The sequence below is a fragment of the Streptomyces sp. NPDC031418 genome, from assembly GCF_055581605.1.
Map to the genome: position 1 here is coordinate 14,193 of NZ_JBVIJC010000040.1, position 25,781 is coordinate 39,973.

General features: G+C 72.8%; 24 protein-coding genes. 1 reads left to right on the forward strand and 23 read right to left on the reverse strand.

Translation table 11 applies throughout. From position 1 onward, the window contains the following. Window positions 1-26: 26 nt before the first annotated feature. From ACZ5CZ_RS37840 to ACZ5CZ_RS37945, 22 genes are all read right to left on the reverse strand, one after another. Window positions 27-1,592 carry an acyl-CoA carboxylase subunit beta gene (locus ACZ5CZ_RS37840; RefSeq protein ID WP_468949349.1) on the reverse strand — a complete coding sequence of 522 codons (1,566 nt, stop codon included), beginning with the start codon at window positions 1,590-1,592 and terminating at the stop codon, window positions 27-29. A 37-nt stretch (window positions 1,593-1,629) separates the two neighbouring features. After that, window positions 1,630-2,583 carry an ACP S-malonyltransferase gene (locus ACZ5CZ_RS37845; protein ID WP_468949351.1) on the reverse strand — a complete coding sequence of 318 codons (954 nt, stop codon included), beginning with the start codon at window positions 2,581-2,583 and terminating at the stop codon, window positions 1,630-1,632. Then, complete coding sequence (locus ACZ5CZ_RS37850) at window positions 2,580-3,458, reverse strand: 4'-phosphopantetheinyl transferase family protein (RefSeq protein WP_468949353.1); 879 nt, start codon at window positions 3,456-3,458, stop codon at window positions 2,580-2,582. The genes ACZ5CZ_RS37845 and ACZ5CZ_RS37850 overlap by 4 nt, the downstream gene beginning before the upstream one ends. Beyond that, a complete protein-coding gene (locus tag ACZ5CZ_RS37855; protein ID WP_385847954.1) occupies window positions 3,455-3,772 on the reverse strand; it encodes an acyl carrier protein in 318 nt (105 codons plus the stop codon). The genes ACZ5CZ_RS37850 and ACZ5CZ_RS37855 overlap by 4 nt, the downstream gene beginning before the upstream one ends. 218 nt (window positions 3,773-3,990) lie before the next feature. Next, window positions 3,991-6,264, reverse strand: a complete 2,274-nt coding sequence (locus tag ACZ5CZ_RS37860; protein ID WP_468949355.1) for an SDR family oxidoreductase — start codon at window positions 6,262-6,264, stop codon at window positions 3,991-3,993. Between the two features lie 2 nt (window positions 6,265-6,266). Then, window positions 6,267-7,205, reverse strand: coding sequence for an aromatase/cyclase (locus ACZ5CZ_RS37865; RefSeq protein ID WP_385847952.1), 939 nt, complete (start codon window positions 7,203-7,205; stop codon window positions 6,267-6,269). A 33-nt stretch (window positions 7,206-7,238) separates the two neighbouring features. Beyond that, the gene (locus ACZ5CZ_RS37870; RefSeq protein WP_385847951.1) at window positions 7,239-8,024 is read right to left on the reverse strand and encodes a 3-oxoacyl-ACP reductase; all 786 of its coding nucleotides are present in this window, start codon (window positions 8,022-8,024) and stop codon (window positions 7,239-7,241) included. Between the two features lie 131 nt (window positions 8,025-8,155). Next, window positions 8,156-8,425 carry an acyl carrier protein gene (locus ACZ5CZ_RS37875; RefSeq protein ID WP_385847950.1) on the reverse strand — a complete coding sequence of 90 codons (270 nt, stop codon included), beginning with the start codon at window positions 8,423-8,425 and terminating at the stop codon, window positions 8,156-8,158. 161 nt (window positions 8,426-8,586) lie between these two features. Further along, window positions 8,587-9,804, reverse strand: a complete 1,218-nt coding sequence (locus ACZ5CZ_RS37880; RefSeq protein WP_468949361.1) for a ketosynthase chain-length factor — start codon at window positions 9,802-9,804, stop codon at window positions 8,587-8,589. After that, window positions 9,801-11,069: a beta-ketoacyl-[acyl-carrier-protein] synthase family protein gene (locus tag ACZ5CZ_RS37885; RefSeq protein ID WP_385847948.1), complete on the reverse strand. Its 1,269-nt coding sequence runs from the start codon at window positions 11,067-11,069 to the stop codon at window positions 9,801-9,803. The genes ACZ5CZ_RS37880 and ACZ5CZ_RS37885 overlap by 4 nt, the downstream gene beginning before the upstream one ends. Window positions 11,070-11,106: 37 nt before the next feature. Further along, a complete protein-coding gene (locus ACZ5CZ_RS37890; RefSeq protein WP_385847947.1) occupies window positions 11,107-11,436 on the reverse strand; it encodes a TcmI family type II polyketide cyclase in 330 nt (109 codons plus the stop codon). 27 nt (window positions 11,437-11,463) lie between these two features. Further along, window positions 11,464-12,123: a TetR/AcrR family transcriptional regulator gene (locus tag ACZ5CZ_RS37895; protein ID WP_385847946.1), complete on the reverse strand. Its 660-nt coding sequence runs from the start codon at window positions 12,121-12,123 to the stop codon at window positions 11,464-11,466. Between the two features lie 24 nt (window positions 12,124-12,147). After that, window positions 12,148-13,440, reverse strand: a complete 1,293-nt coding sequence (locus ACZ5CZ_RS37900) for an activator-dependent family glycosyltransferase (RefSeq protein ID WP_468949364.1) — start codon at window positions 13,438-13,440, stop codon at window positions 12,148-12,150. 27 nt (window positions 13,441-13,467) lie between these two features. Next, a complete protein-coding gene (locus tag ACZ5CZ_RS37905; RefSeq protein WP_385847944.1) occupies window positions 13,468-14,064 on the reverse strand; it encodes an NADPH-dependent FMN reductase in 597 nt (198 codons plus the stop codon). A 42-nt stretch (window positions 14,065-14,106) separates the two neighbouring features. Next, complete coding sequence (locus ACZ5CZ_RS37910; protein ID WP_468949367.1) at window positions 14,107-15,177, reverse strand: acyl-CoA dehydrogenase family protein; 1,071 nt, start codon at window positions 15,175-15,177, stop codon at window positions 14,107-14,109. A 150-nt stretch (window positions 15,178-15,327) separates the two neighbouring features. Continuing rightward, window positions 15,328-16,716 (reverse strand): MFS transporter, encoded by a 1,389-nt coding sequence (locus tag ACZ5CZ_RS37915; protein WP_468949369.1) that lies wholly within the window; start codon window positions 16,714-16,716, stop codon window positions 15,328-15,330. Further along, window positions 16,713-17,681 carry an aromatase/cyclase gene (locus ACZ5CZ_RS37920; RefSeq protein WP_468949371.1) on the reverse strand — a complete coding sequence of 323 codons (969 nt, stop codon included), beginning with the start codon at window positions 17,679-17,681 and terminating at the stop codon, window positions 16,713-16,715. The genes ACZ5CZ_RS37915 and ACZ5CZ_RS37920 overlap by 4 nt, the downstream gene beginning before the upstream one ends. Window positions 17,682-17,725: 44 nt before the next feature. Further along, entirely contained in the window at window positions 17,726-19,195 is a 1,470-nt protein-coding gene (locus ACZ5CZ_RS37925) for an FAD-dependent monooxygenase (protein ID WP_385847940.1), read from the reverse strand. Further along, window positions 19,185-20,525, reverse strand: a complete 1,341-nt coding sequence (locus tag ACZ5CZ_RS37930; RefSeq protein WP_468949373.1) for a cation:proton antiporter domain-containing protein — start codon at window positions 20,523-20,525, stop codon at window positions 19,185-19,187. Before ACZ5CZ_RS37930 ends, ACZ5CZ_RS37925 begins: the two co-directional genes overlap by 11 nt. Before the next feature lie 55 nt (window positions 20,526-20,580). Beyond that, entirely contained in the window at window positions 20,581-22,176 is a 1,596-nt protein-coding gene (locus ACZ5CZ_RS37935; protein WP_385847938.1) for an NAD(P)/FAD-dependent oxidoreductase, read from the reverse strand. A gap of 22 nt (window positions 22,177-22,198) precedes the next feature. Beyond that, window positions 22,199-23,620 carry a DHA2 family efflux MFS transporter permease subunit gene (locus ACZ5CZ_RS37940; protein ID WP_385847937.1) on the reverse strand — a complete coding sequence of 474 codons (1,422 nt, stop codon included), beginning with the start codon at window positions 23,618-23,620 and terminating at the stop codon, window positions 22,199-22,201. After that, window positions 23,617-24,198 (reverse strand): NADPH-dependent FMN reductase, encoded by a 582-nt coding sequence (locus ACZ5CZ_RS37945; protein ID WP_385847936.1) that lies wholly within the window; start codon window positions 24,196-24,198, stop codon window positions 23,617-23,619. The genes ACZ5CZ_RS37940 and ACZ5CZ_RS37945 overlap by 4 nt, the downstream gene beginning before the upstream one ends. Before the next feature lie 422 nt (window positions 24,199-24,620). Between ACZ5CZ_RS37945 and ACZ5CZ_RS37950 the strand changes: the two genes are divergently transcribed. Then, entirely contained in the window at window positions 24,621-25,544 is a 924-nt protein-coding gene (locus ACZ5CZ_RS37950) for a hypothetical protein (RefSeq protein ID WP_468949376.1), read from the forward strand. A gap of 82 nt (window positions 25,545-25,626) precedes the next feature. Here ACZ5CZ_RS37950 and ACZ5CZ_RS37955 read toward each other — a convergent pair. Continuing rightward, on the reverse strand, window positions 25,627-25,781 hold a 155-nt coding region (locus ACZ5CZ_RS37955), incomplete at its 5' end, for an acyl-CoA carboxylase biotin carboxyl carrier protein subunit (RefSeq protein ID WP_468949276.1).

The following is a 25,781-nucleotide window of genomic DNA, read 5'->3' on the forward strand; positions in this document are numbered from 1 at the left end:
CGTCGGTTTCCTCGGGATGGGGGTGCCTACTGCGGGGGGTTGCCGTGCTTGCGGGACGGCAGGTCCGCGTGCTTGGCGCGGAGCATCCGCAGCGAGCGGATGAGCACCGAGCGGGTCTCGCGCGGGTCGATCACGTCGTCGACCAGGCCGCGCTCGGCCGCGTAGTACGGGTGCATCAGCTCTTCCTTGTATTCCTTGATGCGCTGCTCCCGTACGGCCTCGGGATCGTCGGCGGCGTTGATCTCGCGCCGGAAGACCACGTTGGCGGCGCCCTCGGCGCCCATCACCGCGATCTCGTTGGTGGGCCAGGCGAGCGCCAGGTCGGCGCCGATCGAGCGCGAGTCCATGACGATGTAGGCGCCGCCGTAGGCCTTGCGCAGCACCAGCGAGATCCGCGGCACGGTCGCGTTGCAGTAGGCGAACAGCAGCTTGGCGCCGCGCCGGATGATGCCGTTGTGCTCCTGGTCCACGCCCGGCAGGAAGCCCGGCACGTCCACCAGGGTGACCAGCGGGATGTTGAAGGCGTCGCAGAACTGCACGAACCGGGCGCCCTTCTCGGACGCCTCGATGTCGAGGACGCCGGCCATGCTGGCGGGCTGGTTGGCCAGGATGCCGACGACCTGGCCGTCGAGCCGGGTCAGCGCGCACACCAGGTTGGTCGCCCAGGCCGGGTGGATCTCGAAGTACTCGCCGTCGTCGACGATCTCCTCGATCACCGCGCGGATGTCGTACGACTGCCCGGGCTCGGCCGGGACCAGGTCCAGCAGCCGGTCGTTGAGCCGGTCCGCCGGGTCCCCGGAGTGCTCGACGGGGGCCAGTTCGCGGTTGTTGGAGGGCAGCAGCGACAGCAGGTAGCGCACGTCCTCCAGGCACTGCTCCTCGTCGTCGTACGCGAAGTGCGCCACCCCGGAGGTGGCCGCGTGGACGTCGGCGCCGCCGAGGCCGTTCTGGGTGATCTCCTCACCGGTGACGGCCTTGACCACGTCGGGGCCGGTGATGAACATCTGCGAGGTCTCGCGGACCATGAAGACGAAGTCGGTGAGGGCGGGGCTGTAGGCGGCGCCGCCCGCGCACGGGCCGAGCATCACGCTGATCTGCGGGATCACCCCGGACGCCCGGGTGTTGCGGCGGAAGATGCCGCCGTAGCCGGCGAGCGCGGTGACGCCCTCCTGGATCCGGGCGCCCGCGCCGTCGTTCAGCGACACCAGGGGGGCGCCGGCGGCCTCGGCCAGGTCCATGATCTTGTGGATCTTCTGCGCGTGCGCCTCGCCGAGCGCCCCGCCGAAGATCCGGAAGTCATGGGCGTAGACGAAGACCGTACGGCCGTGCACGGTGCCCCAGCCGGTGACCACACCGTCGCCGTAGGGCTTCTTGTGCTCCAGGCCGAAGCCGCTCGCCCGGTGCCGGCGCAGCGTCTCCACCTCGTTGAACGACCCCTTGTCCAGGAGCAGCGCGATCCGCTCGTACGCGGTCAGCTTGCCCTTGGCGTGCTGGCGCTCGGTGGCGGCGGGGTCCGGGCCGTCCTGGGCGGTGCGCTTGCGTTCGGTCAGTTCCTCGATACGGCCGCGCAGTGGATCGGTCGCGTCGGGCATGGGAACCTCCAGGTCCTCCACTTGGATTCAACGGATGTCAGGCGGACAGCGCGGCGGCCCTCGCCCGGCCGGCCTGCCGGAGGTCCGCGGCGGGGGCGATACGGCGGATGGAGTCGGCCAGCACGGGCGCCGGACCGGCCTCCACGAACCGTTCGGCGCCGAGGGCGAGCAGCCGCTCCACGGTGTCGGTCCACCGCACGGGCGCGGTGAGCAGGGCGCGCAAGCCCACCACGGCCTCGGCGGCGGTGGTGACCGGCCGGCCGGTGACGCAGGAGACGACGGGGATCCGCGGATCGCGGAAGTCGGTCTCCACCAGCGCCTGGGTGAACTCGGCCTCGTAGTCGCGCAGCAGGGGCGAGTGGAACGGGCCGCCGGCCGCCGGCCGGGTGACGCGGGCGGCCCCGGCGGCCCCGGCCGCGCGCACCAGCCGGTCCAGTCCGGCGGTCGTGCCGGAGACCACGGTGTGCCCGGGGCCGTTCTCGCAGGCGATCTCCACGGGGAGCCCGGCCGCCGTGGACCCGGCGCACAGCCGGGCCACTTCGGCCGCGTCCAGTCCCTCGACCACGGCCATGCCGCCGGGCAGCCGGTCCCCGGCCGTGGCCACCAGCTCGGCGTGCAGCCGCACCAGCAGCAGCGCGTCGCGCCAGTGCAGCACGTCCGCGGCGACCAGGGCGGCGTACTCGCCCAGGCTGTGCCCGGCGACGAGGTCCGGCTGTTCGCCCCGGGCGCGCAGCTCCTCCAGCGCCACCAGGCCGGCCATGAAGGCGGCCGGGCAGCCGACCGCCGGATCGGCCAGGTGCCGGTCCGGGCCGCGCCGGGACAGCGCGGTCAGCGGGATGCCCAGCAGTTCGTCGGCGGCCCGCTCGTAGGCGGCGGCCCGGGCGGGCCGGGGCTCCGCCGCGCCCGCGCGGTGCGGGCCCAGGCCGGAGAAGACGAGGGCGGTGACGGTCGTGGTCGTCGCGGTCGCCGCAGTCGTCGTTGTCGTCGTCATCCGGTCACGTCCTTTCCTTCGTCGTGCGGCGTTCGTCCGGGGCCCGTGGGCACGGCCACCCGGACCGAGCGGGGCAGGTCCGGGGTGCGCCAGCTGTCCGAGGCGTCCAGCCACGGCCCCGGCACACAGCGCACCCCGGCCTCGGCGGGCGCCGGGTGGCGTACGGCTGCGGCGGCGACGTGCGTCGGGAAGCAGGGGATGCCGAGCACGGTCCAGCCGGGCGGGTGCGCGCCGGTGCGCTCACCCAGGTAGTCCTGGGCCGGGCCACGGCTCAGGCCGGTGCCGAGCCCCTTGAGGTAGGCCTCCTTGCGGGTCCACAGCCGGCCGAAGGCCGCCCGGCGCGTGTGCGGCGGCGCGGCCTCCAGCTCGGCGCGCTCGTCCGGGTGCAGGGCGGGCGTGCAGATCGCGGCGGTCTCCTCCCGGGGCAGCCGTTCCACGTCGACGCCGACGGGTACGGCCGCCACGCCGACGAGGGCGACGCCGGAGCTGTGCGACAGCGAGAAGTGCAGGGGCGGTGACGCGTCCCCCGGGGGCCGGGCCAGCATCGGGCGGCCGTGCGGCTCCCCGCAGCCCGGGCACGGTTCCCGGGCGAAGCGCAGCTCCTCGGGGGGCTGCCCGGTGTACCGGGCCAGCAGCCGGCGCAGGCCGATGTGCGCGGCCGCGTACAGCAGTCCGTCGGCCGGGCGCAGGAAGCTTTCGGCGCGGGTGCGTTCGGCGGCGTCGAGCACGGAGAGGTCGAGCCGGGCGGCTTCGGCGGGGCTGCGGATCAGCCACAGGTCGAGCAGGTCGGGCGGAACGGCGGACTCCGGTGGCCGCGGACGCCGGTACGGCGTCGGCGTGGGCGCGGGCGCCGGCGGCGCGGCCGGGGCGGTCATGCCGTGACCGCAGACTGCGCGTGGCCGCCGGCCGGGGCGAGCTGTTTGGTGAGGCAGTCGATCAGTTCGGCCGCGCTGTTGGCCCGCAGCAGGCGCTGGAGGTCCACGGCGACGCCGAGGCCCGCCTCCAGTCGGCACTGGAGTTCCAGGCCGGCGATCGAGCCGATGCCCAGGCTGTACATGGTGCGGCCGGTGGTGTCGATGCGGTGGGGGGCGAGGCCCAGGACGTGGCCGATCTCCCGGCGGACGTAGCGGTCGAGGAACCGCCGCCGTGCGGTTGACTCCGTCGGGATGGCGGTGGGGGTGGTGGTCATCGCGGTGTCCTTGGGAGCGGGGGTGTTTTTGGCGGCTTCCGGGGTGGGGGTGCTTGTGGTGTGCCGGGTGCGGGTGCGTGGTGGCTGGTCGCGCAGTTCCCCGCGCCCCTGAGGGGCGACCGCGCCCCTTGCGGGGCGCACCGGCCGCCCCCAGGGGGAAGGGGGGCGGCCGGTGGGTCGGCGCGACGGGGGATGTGACGCCGACGTCTTGGGGCGGGTCAGCCGAGGAGTGTGCCGCCGGTGGCGTCGATGAAGGCGCCGGTGATCCAGCGGGCGTCCTCGGAGGCGAGGAAGCCGATCACGTCGGCGATGTCCTCCGGCTCGCCGACCCGGTTGAACGCCGACATCGCGGCCATCTGCTCGACGGCCTCGGGGATGCCGAACACCGGGTTGTCGTTGCGGGTGATGCCGGGGGCGACGCTGTTCACGGTGATGCCGCGCGGGCCCAGGTACTTGGCGAAGTGCAGGGTCAGCTGCTCGACCGCGCCCTTGCTCATGGCGTACGCGATCTCGTCCGGGTTGGCGAAGCGGGTCAGGCCGGAGGAGATGCTGATGATCCGGCCGCCGTCACGCAGGTTCTTCAGGGCGCGCTGGACGAGGAAGAAGGGGGCGCGGGCGTTGACCCGGAACACCTCGTCGAACTTCTCCGGGGTGGTCTCCTCGGGCTTCACCCCGCCCATCACACCGGCGTTGTTGACCAGGATGTCCAGGTCGGTGGAGCCGGTGCGCTCGCGCAGCCCCTCCTCCAGGCCGAGGAACAGCTCGTGGACGTCGCCGTCCACGCCGAGCCGGGCCTGCACGGTGAAGGCGCGGCCGCCGTCCTTCTCGATCCGCTCGACGACCTCCTCGGCCGCCTCCCGGCCGCTGTTGTAGTGGACCGCGACCAGCGCGCCGTCGGCCGCCAGCCGCAGCGCCGTGGCCCGGCCCATGCCCCGGCTCGCGCCGGTGACCAGCGCCGTCTTGCCGGTGAGCTTTGCCATGTCGGTTCTCCAGTTCTTCCGGTGTGCGAAGGTCTTCCGGGGTGCGGAGGTCTTCCGCTGTGCGGGGGCGGGTGCAAAGGCCCCGGCCGGCCCGGTTTCCGGGGCCGTCGGCTCGCCGAACCAGCGGCGCAGGGCGGTGCGCAGCTCCTCCGGTGCCGTGCCGGCCCAGGCGACATAGCCGTCGGGCCGGACGAGCAGGGCCTCGGTGTCGCCGGGGTCGCCGTCCACGGGCGGTACCCGGTCGGCCCAGGGGGCGGCGGCCGCGCGCAGCCCGGTGTCGCCGGGCGGCAGCAGGAGCGCGCCCCGGGCGGTGCGCAGCGCTCCGGCGGTGGCGTCCCGGGGCGGGAGCCGGTGTCCGGTGCCGTCGCCGGTGCCGTAGACGATGTCGAGGCCGGAGATCATGCCGGCCAGCCGGGTGCGGACGTTCTCCATCGGGATCAGCTCGGCCAGCACCTCGCGCAGGGCGTTGACCTCCGGGCCGCCGAGCAGCAGCCGGGCCTGGGCGGCGATGTTGCCGAGGACGCGCTCGCCCACCGGGCGCCGCTCGGCGTCGTAACTGTCCAGCAGGCCCGCGGGGGCGCGGCCGGTGACCTCGGCGGCCAGCTTCCAGCCGAGGTTGACGGCGTCCTGGAGACCGAGGTTGAGGGCCTGGCCGCCGATCGGCATCTGCCGGTGCGCGGCGTCGCCGGCCAGCAGCAGCGGTCCGCGGCGGTAGGCGGTGGCCTGCCGTGCCGCGTCGCCGAAGGAGTTCACCCACAGCGGGGTGCCGCCGCCGATGTCCTCGCCGGTGACCCGCTGCCAGGCGGCCGCGATGTCGGCGAACTCCGGCTGCCCGGGGCGGGGTTCGGCGCCGAACTCGTGGACCATCACGCGGGTGACGCCGTCGGGGCGGCGGGCCGCGATGGCCAGTCCGCCCGGCAGGCGCTCGAAGCGCCGGCCCGGGATGTCGATGCCGTCGACGTCCGCGCGGATCAGCTCGCGGACGGCGTCGGTGCCGGGGAAGTCGAAGCCGCCGAGCCGGCGGACGGCGCTGTCCTCGCCGTCACAGCCGACCAGGTACGGGGCGCGGAAGAGCAGGGTCCGCCCGTCCGGGCCGACCACCTCGGCCTCGGCGCCGTAAGCACCGGTGCGCAGGGCGGTCAGCCGGTGTCCGCGCCGTACGTCGGCGCCCAGCTCGGCGGCGCGGGCGCCCAGCAGCTCCTCCAGCCGGGTCTGCGGCACCTTCCACTGGCCCGGCCAGGGGCTGGGCAGGGTCAGGTCCAGCGGCAGCCCGCCGAAGTGGCCGCGGGGTTCACCGGGGATCTCCCCCAGGGTGTCCAGCAGGCCGCGGCTGTCGAGGAGCTCCATGGTGCGGGCGTGCAGGGTGGACGCCCGCGATTCCGTGGTCGGCGTGGTGAGCTGCTCCAGGACCACGACGTCCGCGCCGCCGAGCCGCAGTTCGCAGGCGAGCATCAGCCCGACCGGCCCCGCGCCGACCACGATCACCTGGGTGGTGGTGCAGTCCTGGGCCATGGTCAGGCCGCCCGGGCTTCCGCGTAGGCCTTGGCGTGGCCGAGGGTGGCGCGGCTGTTGGTGCTGAGCGCGTCCTGGACGAAGGTCTTCGCGGTCTCGACGGTGGCGTCCGGACCGAGGATCTTCTCGATGTTCGCCGTGTTGATGGTGACGGTGTGCTGCGAGGAGGCGGCGACGCCGTCGTCCGTCTCGGCGAACGTCCAGTAGCCGGTGTGCAGGGTCATCAGCGCCGGCAGGGTGATCTGTTTGTAGGCGATCTTCTGGTGCGGGAAGGTCACCCGGTACGACTTGGTGGTGTGCGTCGAGCCGTCCTTGGCGCGGGTGTCCATCTCCAGGGTCTGGAGGCCGGGGGTGTCCTCGGTCAGCCGTACGGTCGCCACGTGCGGCAGCCGCTCGGACCACCGGTCGGCCTCGTTGATGAAGTCGTAGACGTCCTTGGCGGCACCGGCGATGTGCACGGTGTCCTCGAAGGAGAACGTCAGGTCCTCGGCGGCGTGTGCGAGTTCGACGTTGGTCTTCAGCGCGGCCAGCTCGGAGCGGGAGTTGCGGTCCACGGCCTCGTCGATCCAGGCCAGGCCCTCGGGGTCGTCGTCGATGGCGCGGTAGTCGTGCAGCAGCCGGACCCGGGACTCGGCCGGGGACAGCGGCTCGATGATCCAGGTGCCGCCCATCGCGGCGACCGGCGGGGTGGAGACCTCCTGGCGGAACTCGATGCGCAGGTTCTCCGGGTCGAGGACGCGGCGCGAGGTCCAGTTCTTCGCCTCGCCGTTGGCGGTGGCCCAGATGCGGATGCGCTCGGTGGCGCCGTCCTGCTCCAGGTGGTCGACGTAGATGGTGGGCGGGAAGATGCGCGGCCAGTTGCGCACCTCGGCGATGAGCCGGTAGACGGCATCGGCCGGTGCCGAGACGGTGATCTCGTGCTCGACCTCACGGGTCGTCATCGTGAACTCTCCTTGGGGTGGCGGGTCGTGGGCTCAGAAGTTGCCGAGGCCGCCGCAGACGTTGAGGGCCTGCGCGGTGATGGAGGCGGCGGTGTCGGAGGCCAGGTAGCCGACCAGGCCGGCGACCTCCTCCGGCGTGGAGTAGCGGCCGAGCGGGATCTTCGACTGGAACTTCTGGAGGATCTGGTCCTCGGTGGTGTCGTAGGCGGCCGCGTAGCCCTGGCGGACGCGCTGGGCCATCGGGGTCTCGACATAGCCGGGGCAGACGGCGTTGACGGTGATGCCGGTCGGGGCCAGCTCGTTGCCGAGGGCCTTGGTGAAACCGACGACGCCGTGCTTGGAGGCCGAGTAGGGGGCGCCGAGGACCACGCCCTGCTTGCCCGCGGTGGAGGCGATGTTGATGATGCGGCCGCGCTTCTTGTCCCGCATGCCGCCGGTGTTCAGCACTTCCTTCGTCATCCGGAAGACGCTGTTGAGGTTGGTGTCGATGACGTCGTGCCACAGGTCGTCGGCGATGTCGGCGGTGACCCCGCCGCCGGACCGGCCCGCGTTGTTGACCAGGACGTCGACGGTGCCGAAGCGGTCGACGGCGGCGCGCACGAAGGCGGCGACGTCCTCCGGGGAGCGCACGTCGAGGGTGGTGCCGTCGACGTCCAGGCCCTCGTCCTGGAGCTGCTTGACGGTCTCGGCCACGTTGTCGGCGTTGCGCGCGCCGATGAACACACGGTGGTTCTGGGTGGCCAGAAGGCGGGCGACGGCGAGCCCGATTCCGCTGGTGGCGCCGGTGACGAGCGCGACCCGCTGGTCCTGCTGCGACATGGGTGGGTTCTCCAAACGCGTTGAGAGAGGCGATGAGCGTGGCGTTGGGCCTGGCGATGAGAGGGGGTGACCGGCCGGGACGGCCGCCGTGCCCCGCGGACGGCGGCCGTACTCCGGGCGGTGGTGCGGGGTCAGGAGGCGACGAGCGAGGCGAGCTGGTCGTTGATGGCGGCGACCAGCGCCCGCGGGGTGCGGTTGTCGGCGAAGATGTCGTCGTCGAGCAAGATGCCGTACTCGCGCTCGATGCGGCCGCCGGTCTCCAGCAGGGCCAGCGACTCGTAGCCCAGCTCCTCGAAGTCGGTGTCGAGGATGTCGCCGTCGAGGTCGACGCCCTCCTCGGCGCCGGCGCCCTCCAGGAGGATGCGCTTGAGGTCGTCGATGGTGAAGGTCGGTGCGGACATGGGTGGTTCGTCCTTCCCGCGCGCCGGGCGGCGCGCCGATGGATGGTGCCGGTCACCGGTGCCGACGACTGGTGCCGACGGCCGGTGCTGATGACCGGTGCTCATGACGAAGCCCGCCACCGGACGGCGACGGGCGCATGGGGGAGATCAGGGGCCGGCGGTCAGCCGACCTCGCGGACCACGACGGCGGAGTTGAAGCCGCCGTAGCCGCGGGCGAGCACGAGCGCCGTGCACACGGACGCGGGCCGGGCCTGGCCGACGACGAGGTCGATGTCGTACTCGGGCGACAGCTCGACGTTGGCGGTGGGCGGGATGATGCCCTCGCGGATGGCCAGCACCGCGGAGACCACGTCCACCGGGGCGGAGCCCGAGTAGAGCCGGCCGATCATGGTCTTGGGCGCGGTGACCGGGACGCCCCCGGGGCCGAAGACCGCGGTGATCGCCTCGGCCTCGGCGCGGTCCAGCTCGGGTGTGCCGGCCGCGTCGGCGAAGACGACGTCGACGTCGCCCGGCGCCACCTTGGCGTCCGCCAGGGCCACCTCGATGGCACGGCGCAGTCCGGGCTCGCGTCCGCTGTCCGGGCGGGGGTCGAAGGTGGCGCCGTAGCCGGCGATCTCGCCGTACAGCGTGGGCGCCTCGCGCTCGCGGGCGGTGCGCTCGTCCTCCAGGATGAGCAGCGCGCCGCCCTCGCCGGGCACATAGCCGCTGGCGTCCTGGTCGAAGGGCAGGTAGGCGCGGTCCGGGTCGGTCCGGGTGGACAGCCGGCCGCCGGCGATCTGCGCGACCCAGCCCCAGGGGCAGATCGAGGCGTCGAAGCCGCCGGAGAAGATCAGCTTGCTGCCCTTGCGGATCTGCCGCCGGGCCTGGGCGATGGCGTCGAGGCCGCCGGCGTGGTCGCTGACGACGACGCCGCTCGGGCCGCGCATCCCGTTGCGGATGGAGATCTGGCCGCTGTTGACGGCGTAGAACCAGGCGAACGACTGGTACGCGCTCACGTACTGGCTGCCCTGGCTCCACAGCTTCTTCAGCTCGTTCTGGCCGAACTCGAAGCCGCCGGAGGTGGAGGCGGTGACGACGCCCATGTCGAACTCGGGGATGTCCCCGGGCCGCACCCCGGCGTCCTCGAAGGCGCAGTCCGCGGCGACCAGCGCGAGCCGGGTCATCCGGTCGGTCTGCGGCAGCAGCCGGCTGGGCAGGTGGTCCTCGGCGACGAAGGTGCTGATCTCACCGGCCAGCCGCGCCGGGTACGAGGACGCGTCGAAGCGGGTGACGGGGCCGATGGCGTTCTTGCCGACGCGGGTCGCGGCCCAGAAGTCGTCCACGCCGAGGCCGTTGGCGGTGGCGACGCCGATGCCCGTGATCACTGCCTTGGCGGTCATGCCGCGCTCCTCTCGGGACGGGCCAGCACCATCGCGCTCTGGAACCCGCCGAAGCCGCTGCCGACGGTGAGCACCGCGTCGGTGCGGTGGTCGCGGGCGACCCGCGGCACGTAGTCGAGGTCGCACTCCGGGTCGGGGGTGTGCAGGTTCGCGGTGGGCGGCACCACGTTGTTCTCCATGGCCAGCACCGACGCGGCGATCTCGATGGAGCCGATCGCGCCGAGCGAGTGCCCGACCATCGACTTGATCGAGCTGACCGGCGTGCGGTACGCGTGGTCGCCGAGGCTGAGCTTGAACGCGGCCGTCTCGTGCCGGTCGTTCTGCTTGGTGCCCGAGCCATGGGCGTTGATGTAGTCGATGGCCTCGGGGTTCATCCGGGCCTCGGCCAGCGCGACCCGGATCGCCTCGGCCATCTCGCGGCCGTCGGGGCGCAGGCCCGTCATGTGGAAGGCGTTGCAGCGGGAGGCGTAGCCGGCGATCTCGGCGTAGATGTGCGCTCCGCGGGCGCGGGCGGAGTCCAGCTCCTCCAGCACGAACACGGCGGCGCCCTCGCCGAGGACGAACCCGTTGCGGGTGTTGTCGAAGGGGCGGGAGGCGTGCTCGGGGTCGTCGTTGCGCGGGGTGGTCGCCTTGATCGCGTCGAAGCACGCCATCGTGATCGGCGAGATCGGGGCGTCCGTGGCACCGGCGATCATGACGTCGGCGCTGCCCTCGCGGATCAGCTCCACGGCGTGGCCGACGGAGTCGAGACCGGAGGTGCAGCCGGTGGAGACCACGGTGGCCGGGCCCTCGGCGCCGACCGCCCAGGCCACCTCGGCCGAGAAGGAGCTGGGCACGAAGTAGTTGTAGAGGTGCGGCGGGGCGTAGGAGTGGTCGACCAGGTCCAGCCGGCCGTCGTCGCTGACGACCCGGTACTCCTCGTCGAGTCCGGTGGTGGCGCCGACGGCGCTGCCGATGGTGACGCCGGTGCGGTGCGGGTCGAACCCGGACAGGGCCAGGCCGCTGTCCTGGAGGGCCTCGCGGGCGGCGACCACACCGAACTGGGCCGCCCGGTCCATGCGGCGGATCTCCTGCGGGGTGAGCCCGTGCAGCTCGGGGTCGAAGTCGGCTTCGGCGGCGACCTGGGAACGGAACTGCGAGGGGTCGAAGAAGCTGATCCTGCGGGTGGCGGTACGGCCTTCGCTGAGCAGGCTCCAGAAGTTCTTGACGCCGATGCCGCCCGGCGCCAGGACGCCGACCCCGGTGATGACAACGCGACGGCTCACTGTTCGTGGCCTCCCTTCGGGTTGGTGGTCGGCGGCCTCACTCGGCGGCCGACCAGTCGTAGAAGCGGGTGGCCATGGCGTCCTTCGGAGACCGCCAGGTCGCCGGGTCGTAGGCCTCGATGAACGGCTTGAGGTCCTGGCTGATCTGCACGAAGCGCGGGTCGGACTTGGCGTCCTCGATCAGCTCGCCGCCGTTGTCCGCGTCGAAGTCCTGCAAGTGGAAGTACAGGCCCTTGTAGGCGAACAGCTGGCGGCGGCGGGTGCCCATGCGGTGCGGCATGTCCGTGCGGTCGAACTCGCCGAACAGCTTGGCCACCTGGACGCTGGACTCGACGTCCATGCGCGCCACGATCAGGGTGCTGTGCATGTCTTCTCTCTTCCGTGATGACTTGGGTCAGCGGTCCGCGCCGGGACGGAACAGATGGATGAAGTCGGCGACACCGGCCCGGACGAGCTGCTCGGTCTCGTACTCGGCGAGCGGCAGGGCGCCGTGGAAGGAGCGGCCGACGACGCCGCCCGCGACGAGCTGGACGAACCGGCCCGCGGCGTGGTCGGCGTCGGGGATGTCGAGCAGTCCGCGCTCGGCGACGCGCTCCAGCCGGCGGGCCAGCTCGCGCTGCGCCTGCCGGGGACCGGCGGTCTGCCACATCTCCAGCACCCCGGCCGGCACCCGGGCCGCCTCGGCCTGGAGGTGCCGCACGATGGCGAAGTGCTCGGGGTAGGTGGCCAGCGGCGACAGCCAGTCCAGGCCGAGCGCGACGAGGTCCTGCTCGAGGTCGGTGATCTCGGCCAGGTGGCTCTCGGCGACCACCGTCAGCGCGGCGGACAGGGAGGCGGCGCTGTCCAGCAGCACGGACAGCAGCAGCTGCTCCTTGTCCTTGAAGTAGTGGGCGACGGCGTCGGCGTCCAGGCCGGCCGCGGTCGCGACGTCCTCCAGGGAGGTGTGCAGCCAGCCGTCGCGGGCGAAGACGGCACGGGCGGCCTCGACGACCGCGCGCCGCTCCTCCGCCGGACCGGCCTGGGCACGTGGGTGGGTTGCTACGGGCGTAGCCATGGGCTGCGCTCCTTTCGGGTGTGATCAGCGGGGGCCGGCGGTCCGGGAGCGGTTTTCGCGGGTGAGGCGCTCCAGCACCGGGACGATCTCGTTGGGGCCCGGCGTGCCGAGGGCCTCCTCGTACAGGTCGGCGGCGCCGTCCTGGTACGACGGCTCGGTGATGACCTGGAGGATCTGCTTGCGCAGGTCGTCCATGGTGGTGGCGCGGTCGACGCAGAGACCGGCGCCGCGTTCGGCGACGTACCGGGCGTTGTCGAGGAAGTCGCCGAAGTGCTTGGGGATGACGATCTGCGGCACCTTGTGCGCGGCGGCGGCCGCGTAGGTGCCGCCGCCGCCGTGGTGGATGATCGCGGCGCAGGTCGGCAGCAGCTGGCCGAGCGGGATGTAGTCGACGGTGCGGACGTTGGCGGGGACGCTGCCGGCCTTCTCCAGCTGGACGGAGTTGAAGGTGGCGACGACCTCCACGTCGAGTTCGCCGAGCATCTCCAGCAGGCCGCCGATCGACACCCCGTGGTTCTCCTGGAAGAAGGTGCGGCCGCTGGCGCCGAGGGTCAGGCAGATGCGCGGGCGCTCGGGCGGGGTGCTCAGCCAGTCGGGCACGGTGGCCGGTCCGGCGTAGGGGACCCGGCGCAGATGGATGGTGCGCAGGCCGAGCGGTTCGGCCAGCCGGGGCGGCATCAGGTCGACGGTCCACTGGCCGGTCAGCAGCTCCTCGTCGAACTCGTGCCCGAGCCGGTCGAGGGTCGGCTGCATTACCTGGCGGATCAGGTCCTCGTCGAGGCCGGAGGCCGGGTCGGCGAGCTGCTCGAGGAATCGTTTGCGCAGCCAGCCCATCCGGTCCAGGCCCCACAGCACCCGGGCGTGGGCGGCGCCCACCTCGCGGGCCGCGATCGGCGAGGCCAGCACCAGCGGGTCCCACAGCACCAGGTCGGGCTGCCAGGAGCGGGCGTGGGCGATGAGGTCGTCGGCCAGGGCCTGGCCGCCGGCGCCCACGGCCTCCTGCGAGTAGTAGAGGGTGAAGGCGGCGAGCACGAAGTTGCGGATGTGGCCGCGCTTGTCGGCCTCGGCCTCGGTGAGCCCGAGGGCCTCCGTGATCCGCTCCAGCCGCTCGTCCTCCGCGGTGGCGTGCACGGCGTCGGGGATGCTCACGTTGCGGCCGACCGGTACGGCGGTCAGCCCGGCCGAGTGGATGTGCTCGACCATGTTCGGGTGGCTCGCCACCCGCACCTCGTGCCCGGCGTTGTGCAGCGCCCAGGCGAGCGGCACGTTCGGGGTGAGGTGGGTGGGCGCGGGCATGGTCGTGATCAGGACGCGCATCGGTGGGTCTCCGTCGGTGAAAGGGGGTCAGGCAGCCCGGTAGGGACGGTTCAGCCGGGCTTCCCGCAGCGAGGTCGCCCACCAGTGCAGCTGGTCGAGCATGACCTTGGCGGCGCCGGCGCAGCCGGGCCCGTCCTTGGGCTGGCCGTCGGGACCGAACTGGTCCCATACGTCGATGAAGTTGACCGAGTCACGCAGGGTGACGGCGTGCAACTCGGCGAAGACCAGCCGGAGCTGCTCGATCGCCCGCAGGCCGCCGGAGCGGCCGCCGTAGGAGACGAAGCCGATCGGCTTGGCCCGCCACTCGGCCACGTGCCAGTCGATGGCGCCCTTGAGCACGGCCGGGTAGGCGCGGTTGTACTCGGGGGTGATGATCACGAACGCGTCGGCGGCGGCCAGCCGCGGGGTGACGGACGCCAGCCGCAGCTGTGCCTCCGCGGTGGGCGGCCGGGTGATCAGTACCGGCAGCTCGGCGGCGGCCAGGTCGATCACGTCGACCTCGTAGCCGTCGTACTGCTCGGCCTCGTGGACGAACCAGTCGGCGACCAGCGGGCCGGACCTGCTGTCGTTGCCGCAGACGGTGAGCACCGCCAGGCGGAGCTTGTGGGGGCTCGGGACGGACATGAGCGACACCTTTCGTCTTTCGTCGAGTGGGCGGTGCGGGCGTCAGGCGCTGACCAGCGGTTCGGTGAACCGCATCGCGGCCGGCTCGAAGCGCAGCGCCCCGTGGCCGGCGGCGGCGCGCACATCGCGCCAGATCCGGTTGAGCGGCTGGGTCTCGCGCTGGCCGCGGGTGCCGGACTCGGCGAACAGCCGGTCCACCGCGACGGCCAGCAGGTCCACGGCGAGGGCGCTGTCCCGGGACGCGGCCCGCAGCTCGGCGTCGCCGTACCGGCCCTGGTCGGCGCGGTCGGCGACCTGGGTGAGCAGCAGGGTCGCCGCCTCGATCTCGCCCGCCGCCCGTGCGTAGCCGAGCCGGGCGGCATCCCGCGGCGGCAGCGCGGCACCGGCGACCGCGAGGGCACCGCGGGCCGCGCCGAGGATCGGGGCGCCGAAGGTCAGCCCGTTCACGGCGAACAGCGGGGCGGTGTGGAACGGTTCGCGGGACACCGAGGGCCTGCCCAGGAACATCTCGTCCCGTGGGAAGGAGCGGTGGGCCGGGACGAAGACCTCGTCCAGGGCCAGCGCGTGGCTGCCGGTGGCCCGCATGCCGAGCGTGAACCACGAGGTGTCGTAGTCGTACTCCGACCGGGGTACGGCGAAGAAGCGCGGGCCGTCGTCGGCGTCGGCCAGCACCAGCGCCCACTGCGAGAACTCGATCCCGCTGACATAGGGCCAGGTGCCCGAGAGCACCCAGCCGCCGTCCACCTCGCGCACCCGGCCCTGCGAGACGAACCCGACGACCACCAGGGTGTCGGCGCCCTTCGCCCACACCTCGGCCTGGCCCTCGGCGGGCAGATAGCCGGAGATACGGGCGCCCTGCGCCATCAGCGAGGCGACCCAGCCGGCGGAGGCGCAGCCCTCGGCGACGGTGGCCACGGACTCCATCAGCTCGGTGAAGCCGACGGGCGCGCCGCCCAGGTGCTCGGGCACGAAACGGCGGGCGAACCCGGCGTTCAGCAGGGCCTCCACCACGTCGTCGGCGAGCCGGCGGTCGGTGTCGGCGGCGGCCGCGTGGCGGGCGGCGACCCCGGCGGCGGTGCGGGCCGTGGAGAGCAGGCCGGTCAGATCAGGCATCGGGCTCGTACCTCCGGAGATCGGATACGGGAGTGCGGAGTACAGCGGGGCGCGGCAGCACACCGGTGAGCGCGGGGACGGACCACGGGGCGGCGCCGGACGCCACCCCCAAGCGGGCGGCACGGACGACGGCCCGCGGCGCACGTCGGGTCAGGCATCGGCCTCGTACCCCCCGGCCTCGGCCACCCGGGCGCGCAGCACCCCGGGGCGCGGCAGCACACCGGTGAGCGCGGTGAGCAGGCCGAGGGCCGACAGCGCGAGGACGAAGAGCAGGGCGCTGCCGGACGTCACCCCGGAGCGGGCGGCGAGGACGGCGACCGTGGAGACGGCGACCGCGGCGCCGGTCTGGACCGCGGTCTGGAACGCGGCGCCGGCCATCGGCCGCCGCTCGGCCGGCACCCCGGAGGCGGCCTGCATGTTCAGGGCGGCGAACGCCAGCACGAAACCGGCCCCGACGAGCAGCAGCGTGGGCAGCACGTCGACGGCGTATCCGCCGGGCAGCCGCCCGCGCGGGTAGACCAGATAGCCGAGGAACGCGAGCAGCGTGCCGGCCACGATCAGCCGGGGTCCGCCGAACCGGCGCACCATCCGCCCCGCCGACAGCGAGGTCAGCGCCAGCGGCACGCTCGCCGGAAGGAACGCGAGCGCGGTCCGCAGCGGCGACCAGTGGTGGCCGTCCTGGAGCTGGAAGGTGACGAGGAACAGCAGCCCCAGATAGGCACCGTTGAACGCGGCACCGCACAGCGCGGACCGGATCAGCGGCCCGTTCGCCACCGCGGCCATCCGCAGCAGCGGCCGGGCCGCCCGGCGCTCCACGGCGAGGAACGAGCCGAGCAGCACCGCGAACGCGACGAGCGCGGCTCCGCGCCACGCCGGGCCGGTCGCGACGATCGCCCCGACCAGCGCGCTCAGTGCCCCGGCGAAGGTCACCGCACCCGCCGCGTCGAAGGACCGCGGGCCCGGGGCGGGCCGCCCGGCGGGGATGAGGCGCAGCCCGAGGACGAACAGCACCAGCACGGCCGGTGCCGGGAAGACCAGCGCCCAGCGCCAGCTCACCGTGGTGAGGACGCCGGACAGCACCAGGCCAGCGGTGAACCCGATGGCCCCGAAGAAGGCGTAGACCGACACGGCCCGGTCGCGCACCGGCCCCTCCTCGAAGGAGGTGCTGATGATCGCCAGCCCGGTCGGCGCGGTGAGCGCGACGCAGAAGCCCTTGACGAACCGGGTGGCCGCCAGCAGCGCCGGGTCGGTCGCGATCCCGGCGGCCAGTGAGGCGAGGGCGAACAGCAGCAGCCCGGCCAGATAGACCCGGCGCCGCCCGAGCAGCTCGACCAGCCGGGTGCCGAACAGCAGCAGCCCGCCGAAGCCGAGCGCGAACGCGCTCATCGTCCACTGCACCGCGGTGAGCCCGAGATGCAGCTCCCGCGCGATCGACGGCATGGCCACGACCAGCGTGGACACCTCCAGCGCGTCGATGAGCATGTTGCCCGCGAGCACCGCCAGCAGCCCGCGCCGCCGCACCTCCGTGGTCCCGTTCATGACCGCACCGCCCCGGCCGTGCGGAGCTCCGTGCACGCCTTGGCGTACCGCAGCAGCGCCCGGCTCTCCGCGGTGACGCCGGCCCGGATGTGCTCGGCGGCGTCGGCGAGCGTGGCGTGCGGGCCGTACGCCCCGGTGACGGCCTCGGGGTCCAGCACGACGGTGTGCCGGACCGAGGCGGTCACGCCCGCTCCCTGCTCCTCGAAGGTCCACACGTCGGTGCGCAGCGTCAGCGGCGCGGGCGGGGCGATCTGCCGGAGCGCGATCGTCCGGTGCGGCAGGCACAGCCGGTGGAAGCGGGCGCGCCGCTCCGTGCCGGCGTGTGCCGACTCGACCGTGTCCAGGCCGTGTTCACCGCCGGTGACATGGACCTCGGTGAGCCCCGGCAGCCGCCCGGGCCACCGGTCCACGGCGCGTACGACGTCGTACACGTCCGCCGCCGGGGCGACGATCCGCGCCGACTCCGTGAACGACAGGACCGCCGCGGCCTCGACCCGCTCGATGTTCCGCCGCAACTCCCCCAGTTCCTTGTGGGAGTTGCGGTCGACCGCCGCGTCGATGCGGCGCGTCGCCTCGGGGTCGTCGCCGACCACCGCGAACGCGTGCAGCAGCCGCAGCCGCGCGGCGGAACCGGATCCGGCCTCGGGCTCGGCCTCGGGCTCCACGACGAAGCCGCCCGCCATGGAGGCGAGCGGCGGCTGGATCCCGGTCGGGCGGAAGTCGATCCGCAGCCGCCCCGGATCGAGGGTGCGTTCCGACGTCCAGTGCTCGAAGGTGCCGTCGTCGTCGGCGGCCCAGATGAGCACATGTTCGTCGGAACCGCCGCGCGGGCGCCGCTCGGCGTACACGATCCGCGGGTAGATCAGCGGCCAGTCGGCCACCTCCGCGAGCAGGCGGTGGACCGTGGCGGCCGGTGCCGAAACGGTGATCTCGTGTGCGACCTCGCGCAGGGCGGGCTGCGGCATGGGGGACTCTCCTCGTCTGATCACGGCTCGCGCCGTCGTCCGGCTCAGCGCGCCGGGCCGAACCACCGCTCCAGCGCCATCGGCAGGTCGCTGTGGCTGCCGGGCGCGGCCCAGGCGACATAGCCGTCGGGGCGGACCAGGACGGCGGTGGTGCCCACGAGCGGGCTGTCCTCGCCGAGGTCCTGCGGCTCGGCCGTCACCACGTCGACCCGGTCGGTCCAGCCGGCCGCCCGGCCCCGCAGGACCGCGTTGTCGGTCAGGTCGAGCAGCACACCGCGGCCGGTGTGCAGCAGCTCGGTGCTGCTGGTGCGGACGTTCTCGCCGGCCAGCTCCAGGCGGGGCATCCGGCGGCCCAGCAGCGGGTGCCGGCCGCCGTCGAGGTCGTACCGGATCTCCAGGCCGCTGACCATGGCGGCGAGGTGGCGGCTGACCTCCGGGTACTGGATCAGCTCGGTCAGCACATCGCGCAGCGGCTGCACCTCGGAGCCGCTGAGGAACAGCAGCCCCTGCGCCTGGGTGTTCATCAGCAGGCGCTTGCCGACCGGGTGGCGCTCGTCGTGGTAGGTGTCCAGCAGCGACTCCGGGGCCTTGCCGCGGACCACGGCCGCCAGCTTCCAGCCGAGGTTCACGGCGTCCTGGATGCTGGTGTTCATGCCCTGGCCGCCGGCCGGCAGATGGATGTGCGCGGCGTCGCCGGCGAGGAAGACCCGGCCGCGCCGGTACTCGGTGGCCTGCCGGGTGGCGTCGCCGAAGGAGCTGACCCACACCGCCTCGCCGTGCGAGATGTCCTGTCCGGTGACCCGCTTCCAGCCGGCCACCACCTCGTCGTACCCGGGCGGGGTGGTGCGGCGCTTCGGCGGGGTGCCCCGCTCGCACAGGATCAGCCGGGTGATGCCGCCGGGCAGCGGGCCGACCATGACCATGCCGCCGGGGTACGTCGTCCCGATCATCGACGGTTCCAGGTCCAGGCCCTTGACGTCGGCGAGGAACATCTCCAGGGTCGCCGCGGTGCCGGGGAAGTCGAAGCCGGCCGCCTTGCGCACGGTGGAGCGGCCGCCGTCGCAGCCGACCAGGTAGCGGGCGCGCAGCGTCTGGGCGCCGTCCGGGCCCTTGACCTCGACCTCCACGGCGTCGGGGCCGTCGGTGAGGGAGACCAGCTCATGGCTGCGGCGCAGGTCCGCGCCGAGCTGCGTCACCCAGGACTCCAGCACCGCCTCGGTCTCCGACTGGGGCACCGACTTGGCGGCCTGGTGCGCGCCCTGGAGGACGGCGAAGTCCACCGGCAGTCCGCCGAAGTGGCCGACGTTGCTGGTGGTGATGTCCGGGAAGCGGGACAGCAGTCCGCGCTGGTCGAACACCTCCATCGTGCGGGCGGTGAAGCCCAGTCCGCGCGATTCGCCGGTGCGCTCCGGCAGCCGTTCGACCACGATCGTGTCGACTCCGGCCAGTCGCAGTTCGCCGGCGAGCATCAGGCCCGCAGGCCCGGCTCCCACGACGATGACGTCAGCGTCCATCAGTGCCTCCAAAGGATTCGTCGGAAGATCGGGGGCCGGGCGAGCCGGGCGCGGCGGCCGTGCCGGCCGGGCGGGCCGCCGTGGCGGCGCCGGGGGCGGTCCGCCGGGCCCCGTCCACCGCGCCCTGCCGCTCCCGGTCCGCCGCCGCGAGGTCCTCGCGCAGCTGGTCGGCCGGGTAGCTCCAGCCGAGCAGCGGCCCGGTCATCGCGGTGGTCACCAGGGCCATGACCAGGAGCATCGCGTAGAGCCGCACATCGAGCAGGCCCTGCTCCAGACCCACCGAGAGGATCACCAGCTCGGTCAGTCCACGGGCGTTGACCAGCGTCGCCACCACCGCGGAGCCGCGGTGCGGGATGCCGGACAGCCGGGCCGCGGCATAGCCGCCGCCGAGCTTGCCGAACACGGCGATCGCCAGTACGGCGGCGAGGACGCCGAGCTGCGCCGGGCGCAGCCCGGTGAGGTCGACGGTCAGCCCGGTCACCGCGAAGAACACGGGCAGCATCAGGTGGACGGCCGGTTCCAGCCGCTCGGTGAGCCGCGTGAGCAGCGCCTCGGAGCGCGGCATGACCGCGCCGAACACGAACGCCCCGAAGATGTAGTGCACTTGCAGCCACTCGGTGACCCAGGCCGACGCGAACAGCCCGATCAGCAGGTACGGCAACGGCTCGGCGGCCTCGGTCACCCGGCGCAGCAGCGGCCGTACCAGGCCGAACATCACCAGCAGGTAGACCGGTACCAGCAGCAGCCGCCAGGCCTGGTGCCCGGAGGCGGAGTTGAGGGCCACCGCCAGACCGAGCAGGCCGTACGCCACGATGTCGATGACCGCGGCGCAGGCGAGGGCGATCCCGCCGATCAGCGTCTTCTGCATGCCGCGTTCGGTGATGATGCGGGCCAGCACCGGGAACGCGGTGGCGGACACCGACACCCCGAAGAACAGCACGAAGGGCAGGTGGCCGCCGACGGCGTAGCGGGGGGCGAGCCAGAGGGCGTAGGAGCAGCCGAGGACGAGCGGCACCAGGGTGGCGCCGACCGCCACCCCGGTGACCACCCGGCCGCGGCCCCGGATGAGCCGCTGGTCCAGCTCCATCCCGACCACGAACATGAACAGGACCAGGCCGACGGCGGCCAGCGTCTTCAGCGGCGGCAGCACGGTGGCGGGAAAGAGCCCGCCGCCGCCCAGGTGGCCGAGGAGGGTCGGGCCGAGGGCGATCCCGGCCGCGATCTCCCCGAGCACGCGGGGCTGCCGCAACGCGACGGCCGCCGCACCGAAGACTCGGGCGGCGGCCAGGATGACGACAATGTCCAGGAACAGCAGATCTATCGGAGGCATGGGGGGACTCCTCGGGTCTCGGCGTCCCGGGCGGGCGTCGTCACGGGAGCGCGTGTCATCGGAAGATCCGGCCGACGTGCTCGGGGGCCCGGGTACGGCCCCATTCCTGGGCGGCGGCGACCAGCTCCGGGGTGGCCTCGAAGCACTTGATGTCGGGGTTGCCCCGGTCGAACGGCTCGGGCAGGCAGGGCGACTCGGCGATCCGGGCGAAGATGGCCGCGGCGGCGTCCGCCGGGTCCACCTCGCCGGCCTCGACGGCCTGGCAGGTCTGGCGGGCGAAGGTCAGCAGCTCGTGGATGTCCTGGCCGACCGGGTCGGGCAGACCGGGGTGCTGCCGCTGCTCCAGGTCCCGGAAGACCTGGTCGTCCTGGGTCTCCTGGAAGCGCCGGAAGGCCTGCTCCAGGGTGACCGTGGGCATCACCGTGGTGGCCTCCCAGACTCGGAGCACCGCGTTCCACAGGTCATAGTGGCGGAAGCCGACGAAGGAGCTGTAGACCACGTCGTCGTGGACGTCGAACAGGCCCTGCTGGAGCCGGTCGATGAAGGCGAACCGCTCGGTCGACCAGTCGTCGTCCTTGGTCGCCTCGATCAGCCGCCAGGCGAGCGCGTTGACGACCTCCAGGGTGTTGGTCAGGCCGCGCGAGTACAGCGCGTCGATGAACCCGGCGGCGTGCGAGGTGAGGCAGAAGCGGTCGCCGACCGTGTCGTGCGCGGAGTACTGGAGCCGGCCGGTGCTGACCCACGGACGGACCGCCTTGGCGCCGCGGAACTGCTCGGCGATCTCCGGGTAGCGGCGCAGGAAGTCGTCGAACTCCTCCTGGGCGGTGGCGTCCGTCTTGGGGAAGACCCGCTCGTCCAGGGTGAGGCCCACGCTGCACAGCGGGTTGAGCGAGTCCTCCTCGTTGTCGAACGGGATGACCCACAGCCAGCCGCCGTCGAAGACGTGGTGCAGCGTGCCCTCGTGCCACGGGCTGCGGTGCTTGTGGTCGCGGGCGGCCTCGGCGTCGTCGAACGGCGTGACCCCGACCATGTGCGTGAACATGCTGCGCGAGTGGTGCCGGGCGCGGGTCGGGACGTCCCGCAGCCCGAACTTGTCGGCGACCGGCGAGCGGAAGCCGCTGCCGTCCACCAGGTACTTGGCGCGGAACTCCGCGCCCTTGTCCGAACGCAGGGTGACGCCGGTGGCCGGGTCGATGTCGATGTCCTGGATCCGGGTGCCGCTGAGCGGCTCCACGCCGTAGGAGACCGCGACGTGGAACAGGTAGGCGTCGACGTCCTGGCGGAACAGGTGGCTCTCGGTGCGCTGCCAGGCCGGGATCACCATCTGGTTGATCTGCTCGGGATCGTGCGGCCGGCCCTCGCGGTGGTACACGAAGCCGAAGTTGGCCTTCTTGCCGCACATCGGGGAGATCTTCTCCACGATCCCCTGGTGGCTCGCCATCGGCTCGATCTCGGGCACCGAGTAGCGCTCCGCGATGATCTTCGTGAGCACGGAGGTGTAGGGGATCGTCGACTCGCCGACCGCGAACCGGGGGTGCACCCCGGCGTCGATCAGCAGGACCTTGACGCCGTTGCGGGCGAGCACGGCCCCGAGCATGCCGCCGGCCATGCCCGAGCCGAGGATGGCCACGTCGTAAACGGTCTCATCCATGTTCAGTTCAGGCCTTCCTAGTTCAGTGATGAGGATGGGCTGTGGGTGCCGGGTTCTTCCGCAGGGCCCACCACAGGCCGAGCGTGCCGAGCAGGGTGGCGACGGCCGTGCCGAACTGCCACCACAGGGCGGTGTGGAAGGCGTGCTCGGGTCCGGAGGACAGGCCGCGGGCGACGATCACCGAGAACAGCGCGGCGCCCAGTGCTCCGCCGAGGCGGACCAGGATGTTGATCTGTGCGGTGGCGTCGGGCAGCCGGTCCCGGGGGACGATGCCGAACGCGGCGACCATCATCGGCGTGCTGGCCAGTCCGGTGCCCATGCCCAGCCCGAACAGCAGGACCTGGACGAACACCTTGCCCGGGCTGTCGGCCAGCGCGAACGCGGCGGTGACCAGGGCGGTCAGGCTCGCGCCGGCCACCGCGACCGGGCCGCCGGTGTACTTGTCGGTGAGCCGCCCGCTGAGCGGGAGGGTGAGCGCGGTGCCGAGCCCCAGCGGCAGCATCTGGAGGCCGGTCGCCACCACGCCGTCGGTGTGCAGCAGCTGGAAGTAGAGCGGGAACAGCAGCGCGCTGCCGAAGCTCATCGCGCCGTTGAACGCGAAGCCCGCGCACGCCGCGACATAGCCGGGGTTGCGGAACAGCCCCATGTCGAGCAGCGGGGACTCGCGGCGGGCCGCGTGCCGGACGAACACCGCCAGCCCGAGCACACCGATGACCAGCGGCAGCAGGACCCGGACGCCGTCCGGGCGGCCCAGCTCGCCCCAGGTGGTCAGCGAGTACACGACCAGCGGCAGACCCACGCCGACATAGCCGTAGCCGGCCCAGTCCAGCGGTGTGGTCGACGCGCCCTTCTCGCGCGGCAGATAGCGCCGGCCGAGGGCGATGGCGATGATGCCGAGCGGCACGTTGATCAGGAACAGCCAGCGCCAGGACAGGTTGTGCAGCATCAGGCCGCCGAGCGTGGGACCGAGCGCCGGGGCGAGGGTGACGGCGATACCGAGCCGGGCCATCACCCGGCCGAGCCGGCCGGGGCCGACGGCCTGGCCGAGGATCGTCTGACCGGTCGGCACCAGCAGGCCCGCGGTCAGCCCCTGGAAGACGCGGAGCACGATCAGCGACTCGATGTTCGGCGCCAGTCCGCACAGCGCCGAGATGACCGTGAAGGCGGCCAGCGCCCACAGATACAGCCGGCCCGCACCGACCCGCCGGCCGAGCCAGGCACACACCGGCAGGGACACGGCGAGCGCCAGCAGATAGCCGCTGGCGATCCACTGGGCGGTCCCGATACCGGTGTGGAACTGCTTCTGGATCGTCTCCAGCGCGATGTTGATGAGCGAGGTGTCCAGGCCTCCCGCGAACGCGCCGAGCGCGATCACCCCGGCGAGTCGCCAGATCGCCGGGGTGATCGCGTCGGTTTCTGCGGGCTTGGCCTCTACCCGGCTCACGCGTCCTTGCGCAGCGGCTCGAGCGCCTGCGCCCACTCGACGACCTCACCGAGCATGGTGGCGAGCGTCTGGGCCTGGTGCGGGCCGGGGGTGAACTCGCCCGGCTCGGCCGGGTTGCTGATCGTGAAGTCCCCGAACAGGGACAGCCCGACCTGCGAGCGCACGGTGGCCACCTTCAGCTCGGAGAGGATGAGCCGCAGGTGCTCGATCGCGCGGGCGCCGCCCTGGAGGCCGTAGCCCACGAAGCCGGCCGCCTTGTTGTTCCACTCGGCGTAGATGTAGTCGAGCGCGTTCTTGAGCACACCCGGGATCGAGCGGTTGTACTCCGGGGTGACGAACACGAAGCCGTCGTACGACGTGATGGCGTCGGCCCACTTGCGGGTGTGGTCCTTGCTGTACTGGCCGAACGCCGGCGGCTGCGGCTCGTCCAGGATCGGGAGGTCGAAGTCCGCCAGGTCGAGGACGTCGAAGACCGCGTCCGGCAGCTGCTCGGCGCCGGACTTGGCCACCCACTCCGCCACCATCTGGCCCCTGCGACCCGGGCGCGTGCTGCCCAGAATAACTGCGATCTTGGTCATGTGTTCTGCCTTCTCCAGTCTGATCCGGAAAAACTGATCGGGCCGCGCTGACCGACACTTCGGCGACCTTAGGAACTATCTTCTTCGCCGCCTCAGCCGCATTTCAATGCCCTGAATTCAAGGATCGCGACCAGTTCGTCAAGGGATCCTCAGAAATGAAAAGGGACCGTCAGGCGACCTACAGAGAAACGTCAAGTCAGACCGGATCCCCAGGTGAATGGGGGTCAACGGCCGCTGCGGCCACTTCTCCGAATCTACGCAACAGCCTCTTCGCCGGGACCCCGGAAGTCAATGGCCCGCATGTCAAATAACCGTCAGGCAATGTCAACAAAATCCGGAAACCCCATACTGCATTGCTTTCCGGCCAGTCGCCGAACTAGCTTCCACACCCTGTGGAGAATCACGAGTGGGGGATGCGAGTGATGAACGCACCGATTTCGCCTGTACCGCCTGTACCCGGGGACGGCTGTACGGCCGTCGCCGTCGACATCTGCCCGGGCGCCGAGTGCACGGGGCGCCGCGCCGCGGGCGAGTCCGGCCGGCTGCTGTCCGGCGGCCGCCGGCTGTGCCAGGTCTGTCTGCAACGGCTCTCCCGGGACCTGTCCCGGCTGCCCGCGCTGCACGAGGCCTGCGGCCGGCGGCTCGACGGCGGCAACCCCGACCCGACCCGGCCCAAGACCTCCGGCGGCCCGCTGCCCAGCGCCGCCTTCAACCACCAGGCGGCCGAGGTGCGCACCGAGATCCTCGGCGTGCTCGGCTCCTGGGCGGGCGCCGTGGTCGCGGAGCGGGGCGCCCGCCCGGCACCCCGCCGGGCCGTGCTGCCGCTCGCCGTCTTCCTCGGCCGGAACCTCGACTGGCTCGCCGGGCACGCGGCCGCGGGCGAGTTCTCCTGCGAGATCGCCCGGCTGGTCCGCCGCGCCCGCCAGGTGGTGGACCCCGAGGTGCGCCAGCAGCTGCTGATCGGCACCTGCGTGGAGCAGGACTGCCCCGGCAAGCTGACCGCCGTCGTACGGCCGCAGGCGCCCCGGATCCCGGCCGTGATCCGGTGCAGCCACAGCCCCGCCCACCGCTGGCACGGCCATGAGTGGCTCCAGCTCAGCCGCCTCCTGCGGGGGGCGGCGACCGCCGGCACCCCCCGCGCCCACGCCCCCGAGGTCGCCGCCGAGGCCCCCTCCGCGGGCGCCGTGCGCTGGATGACCGCGGCCGATGTCTCCGGCCTGTGGGGCATCCCGACGGGCAGCGTCTACCGGCACGCGAGCCAGTCCAAGTGGCGCCGCCGCAGCGGCCAGGGCCGCACCTACTACCACAGCCAGGACGTGGAACGGACGCTGAGCGGCCGCGTCTAGGACGTGGCACGGCGAATGGCCCCCCGGTAGCCACCGGGGGGCCTCCTCGTTTATATGGGCCTTATTTGTGTGGCCCTTTTGCTCAGTCCTTGATCTCGCAGATCGCGGCGCCGGAGGTGATGGAGGCGCCGATCTCCGCGGACAGGCCCTTGACGGTGCCGGCCTTGTGCGCGTTGAGGGGCTGTTCCATCTTCATGGCTTCCAGGACGACGATCAGGTCGCCTTCCTTGACTTCCT